Source organism: Escherichia sp. WS1450 (genome assembly GCF_046487395.1).
Classification (GTDB): Bacteria; Pseudomonadota; Gammaproteobacteria; order Enterobacterales; family Enterobacteriaceae; genus Escherichia; species Escherichia coli.
Genome location: NZ_JBJQJO010000074.1, coordinates 1 through 4,072 on the forward strand (window position 1 = coordinate 1; position 4,072 = coordinate 4,072).

4 protein-coding genes and 1 pseudogene are annotated in these 4,072 nt (G+C 58.2%); all 5 read left to right on the forward strand.

All coding sequences use genetic code 11. The annotated features are described in order from the left end of the window. Positions 1 to 66: pseudogene (locus tag ACJHYR_RS27045) on the forward strand (phage tail assembly protein T); the annotation flags it as partial. Continuing rightward, positions 59 to 2,638, forward strand: coding sequence for a phage tail tape measure protein (locus ACJHYR_RS27050; protein ID WP_072837631.1), 2,580 nt, complete (start codon positions 59 to 61; stop codon positions 2,636 to 2,638). The pseudogene ACJHYR_RS27045 and the gene ACJHYR_RS27050, both read left to right, overlap by 8 nt. Next, positions 2,635 to 2,964, forward strand: coding sequence for a phage tail protein (locus tag ACJHYR_RS27055; protein ID WP_000847345.1), 330 nt, complete (start codon positions 2,635 to 2,637; stop codon positions 2,962 to 2,964). Before ACJHYR_RS27050 ends, ACJHYR_RS27055 begins: the two co-directional genes overlap by 4 nt. Then, the gene (locus ACJHYR_RS27060; protein WP_072837629.1) at positions 2,964 to 3,662 is read left to right on the forward strand and encodes a phage minor tail protein L; all 699 of its coding nucleotides are present in this window, start codon (positions 2,964 to 2,966) and stop codon (positions 3,660 to 3,662) included. The genes ACJHYR_RS27055 and ACJHYR_RS27060 overlap by 1 nt, the downstream gene beginning before the upstream one ends. 4 nt (positions 3,663 to 3,666) lie before the next feature. Continuing rightward, positions 3,667 to 4,072: C40 family peptidase (locus ACJHYR_RS27065; RefSeq protein WP_410233191.1), on the forward strand; the 406-nt coding region annotated here is incomplete at its 3' end.

The window sequence follows — 4,072 nt, forward strand, 5'->3', positions numbered from 1 at the left end:
ACGGAGGATGACGTAATGCTGATGACAGTATCAGAAGGGATCGCAGGAGGAGTCCGGTATGGCTGAACCGGTAGGCGATCTGGTCGTTGATTTAAGTCTGGATGCGGCCAGGTTTGACGAGCAGATGGCCAGAGTCAGGCGTCATTTTTCCGGTACGGAAAGTGATGCGAAAAAAACAGCGGCAGTCGTTGAACAGTCTCTGAGCCGACAGGCGCTGGCTGCACAGAAAGCGGGGATTTCCGTCGGGCAGTATAAAGCTGCCATACGTATGCTGCCTGCGCAGTTCACCGACGTGGCCACGCAGCTTGCAGGCGGGCAAAGTCCGTGGCTGATCCTGCTGCAACAGGGCGGTCAGGTGAAGGACTCCTTCGGCGGGATGATCCCCATGTTCAGGGGGCTTGCCAGTGCGATCACCCTGCCGATGGTCGGGGCCACCTCGCTGGCGGTGGCGACCGGTGCGCTGGCGTATGCCTGGTATCAGGGCAACTCAACCCTGTCCGATTTCAACAAAACGCTGGTCCTTTCCGGCAATCAGGCGGGACTGACGGCAGATCGTATGCTGGTCCTGTCCAGAGCCGGGCAGGCGGCAGGGCTGACGTTTAACCAGACCAGCGAGTCACTCAGCGCACTGGTTAAGGCGGGGGTAAGCGGTGAGGCTCAGATTGCGTCCATCAGCCAGAGTGTGGCGCGTTTCTCCTCTGCATCCGGCGTGGAGGTGGACAAGGTCGCTGAAGCCTTCGGGAAGCTGACCACAGACCCGACGTCGGGGCTGACGGCGATGGCGCGCCAGTTCCATAACGTGACGGCGGAGCAGATTGCGTATGTTGCTCAGTTGCAGCGTTCCGGCGATGAGGCAGGGGCATTGCAGGCGGCGAACGAGGCCGCAACGAAAGGGTTTGATGACCAGACCCGCCGCCTGAAAGAGAACATGGGCACGCTGGAGACCTGGGCAGACAGGACAGCACGGGCATTCAAATCCATGTGGGATTCGGTGCTGGATATTGGTCGCCCGGACACTGCCCGGGAAATGCTGGAGAAAGCAGAAAAGGCTTTTGATGAGGCGGACAAAAAATGGCAGTGGTATCAGAGCCGGAGCCACCGGCGCGGTAAAACCTCAGCATTTCTTGCCAATCTCCGGGGAGCATGGGAGGACAGAGCGAATGCGCAACTTGGGCTTTCAGCCGCCACGTTGCAGGCCGATCTTGAAAAGGCCAGAGAGATGGCAGCAAAGGACTGGGCCGACTCTGAGGCATCACGGCTGAAATATACCGAAGAGGCGCAGAAGGCTTACGAACGCCTGCAGACACCGCTGGAGAAATATACCGCCCGTCAGGAAGAACTGAACAAGGCACTGAAAGACGGAAAAATCCTGCAGGCAGATTACAACACGCTGATGGCGGCGGCGAAAAAGGATTATGAAGCGACGCTGAAAAAGCCGAAACAGTCCGGCGTGAAGGTGTCTGCGGGCGATCGTCAGGAAGACAGTGCTCATGCCGTCCTGCTGACGCTTCAGGCTGAACTCCGGACGCTGGAGAAGCATGCCGGAGCAAATGAGAAAATCAGCCAGCAGCGCCGGGATTTGTGGAAGGCGGAGAGTCAGTTCGCGGTACTGGAGGAGGCGGCGCAACGTCGCCAGCTGTCTGCACAGGAGAAATCCCTGCTGGCGCATAAAGATGAGACGCTGGAGTACAAACGCCAGCTGGCTGCACTTGGCGACAAGGTTACGTATCAGGAGCGCCTGAACGCGCTGGCGCAGCAGGCGGATAAATTCGCACAGCAGCAACGGGCAAAACGGGCCGCCATTGATGCGAAAAGCCGGGGGCTGACTGACCGGCAGGCAGCGCGGGAAGCCACGGAACAGCGCCTGAAGGAACAGTATGGCGATAATCCGCTGGCGCTGAATAACGTCATGTCAGAGCAGAAAAAGACCTGGGCGGCTGAAGACCAGCTTCGCGGGAACTGGATGGCAGGCCTGAAGTCCGGCTGGAGTGAGTGGGAAGAGAGCGCCACGGACAGTATGTCGCAGGTAAAAAGTGCAGCCACGCAGACCTTTGATGGTATTGCGCAGAATATGGCGGCGATGCTGACCGGCAGTGAGCAGAACTGGCGCAGCTTCACCCGTTCCGTGCTGTCCATGATGACAGAAATTCTGCTTAAGCAGGCAATGGTGGGAATTGTCGGGAGTATCGGCAGCGCCATTGGCGGTGCTGCCGGTGGTGGCGCATCAGTGTCAGGCGGTACAGCCATTCAGGCTGCTGCGGCAAAATTCCATTTTGCGACCGGGGGATTTACGGGAACCGGCGGCAAATATGAGCCAGCGGGGATTGTTCACCGTGGTGAGTTTGTCTTCACGAAGGAGGCAACCAGCCGGATTGGCGTGGGGAATCTCTACCGGCTGATGCGCGGCTATGCCACTGGTGGTTATGTCGGTGGCACCGGAAGTCCGGCGCAGATGCGGCGGGCTGAAGGCATTAATTTTAATCAGAACAATCACGTGGTGATTCAGAACGACGGTACGAATGGTCTGCCAGGTCCACAGATGATGAAGGCAGTGTATGACATGGCCCGCAAGGGTGCCCGTGATGAAATTCAGGCACAGATGCGCGATGGTGGTCTGTTCTCCGGAGGTGGACGATGAAAACCTTCCGCTGGAAAGTGAAACCCGGTATGGATGTGGCTTCGGCCCCTTCCGTAAGAAAGGTGCGCTTTGGTGATGGCTATTCCCAGCGAGCGCCTGCCGGGCTGAATGCCAACCTGAAAACGTACAGCGTGACGCTTTCTGTCCCCCGTGAGGAGGCCACGGTACTGGAGTCGTTTCTGGAAGAGCACGGGGGCTGGAAAGCCTTTCTGTGGACGCCGCCTTATGAGTGGCGGCAGATAAAGGTGACCTGCGCAAAATGGTCGTCGCGGGTCAGTATGCTGCGTGTTGAGTTCAGCGCAGAGTTTGAACAGGTGGTGAACTGATGCAGGATATCCGGCAGGAAACACTGAATGAATGCACCCGTGCGGAGCAGTCGGCCTGCGTGGTGCTCTGGGAAATCGACCTGACAGAGGTCGGTGGAGAACGTTATTTTTTCTGTAATGAGCAGAACGAAAAAGGTGAGCCGGTCACCTGGCAGGAGCGGAAGTATCAGCCGTATCCCATTCAGGGGAGTGGTTTTGAACTGAATGGCAAAGGCACCAGTACGCGCCCCACGCTGACGGTTTCTAACCTGTACGGTATGGTCACCGGTATGGTGGAAGATATGCAGAGTCTGGTCGGCGGAACGGTGGTCCGGCGTAAAGTTTATGCCCGTTTTCTGGATGCGGTGAACTTCGTCAACGGAAACCGTGACGCCGATCCGGAGCAGGAGGTGATCAGCCGCTGGCGCATCGAGCAGTGCAGTGATTTGACAGCGGTCAGCGCGACCTTTGTACTGGCCACGCCGACGGAAACGGACGGCGCTGTTTTTCCGGGACGTATCATGCTGGCCAACACCTGCACCTGGACCTATCGCGGCGATGAGTGCGGTTATAGCGGTCCGGCGGTCGCGGATGAATATGATCAGCCGACGTCCGATATCACGAAGGATAAATGCAGCAAATGCCTGAGCGGCTGTAAGTTCCGCAATAACGTCGGCAACTTTGGCGGTTTTCTTTCCATTCACAAACTTTCGCAGTAATTCCATGACAGAGACAGAATCAGCGATTCTGGCGCACGCCCGGCGATGTGCGCCAGCGGAGTCGTGCGGCTTCGTGGTAAGCACGCCGGAGGGGAAAAGATATTTCCCCTGCGTGAATATCTCCGGTGAGCCGGAGGCGTATTTCCGTATGTCGCCGGAAGACTGGCTGCAGGCAGAAATGCAGGGTGAGATTGTGGCGCTGGTCCACAGCCACCCCGGTGGTCTGCCCTGGCTGAGTGAGGCCGACCGGCGGCTGCAGGTGCAGAGTGATTTGCCGTGGTGGCTGGTCTGCCGGGGGACGATTCATAAGTTCCGCTGTGTGCCGCATCTCACCGGGCGGCGCTTTGAGCACGGGGTGACGGACTGTTACACGCTGTTCCGGGATGCTTATCATCTGGCGGGGATTGAGA

Excerpts from the sequence above, each read along its gene's own strand:
- ACJHYR_RS27050 (WP_072837631.1), top strand. The coding sequence starts at position 59 with ATGGCTGAACCGGTAGGCGATCTGGTCGTTGATTTAAGTCTGGATGCG.
- ACJHYR_RS27055 (WP_000847345.1), top strand. The coding sequence starts at position 2,635 with ATGAAAACCTTCCGCTGGAAAGTGAAACCCGGTATGGATGTGGCTTCG.
- ACJHYR_RS27060 (WP_072837629.1), top strand. The coding sequence starts at position 2,964 with ATGCAGGATATCCGGCAGGAAACACTGAATGAATGCACCCGTGCGGAG.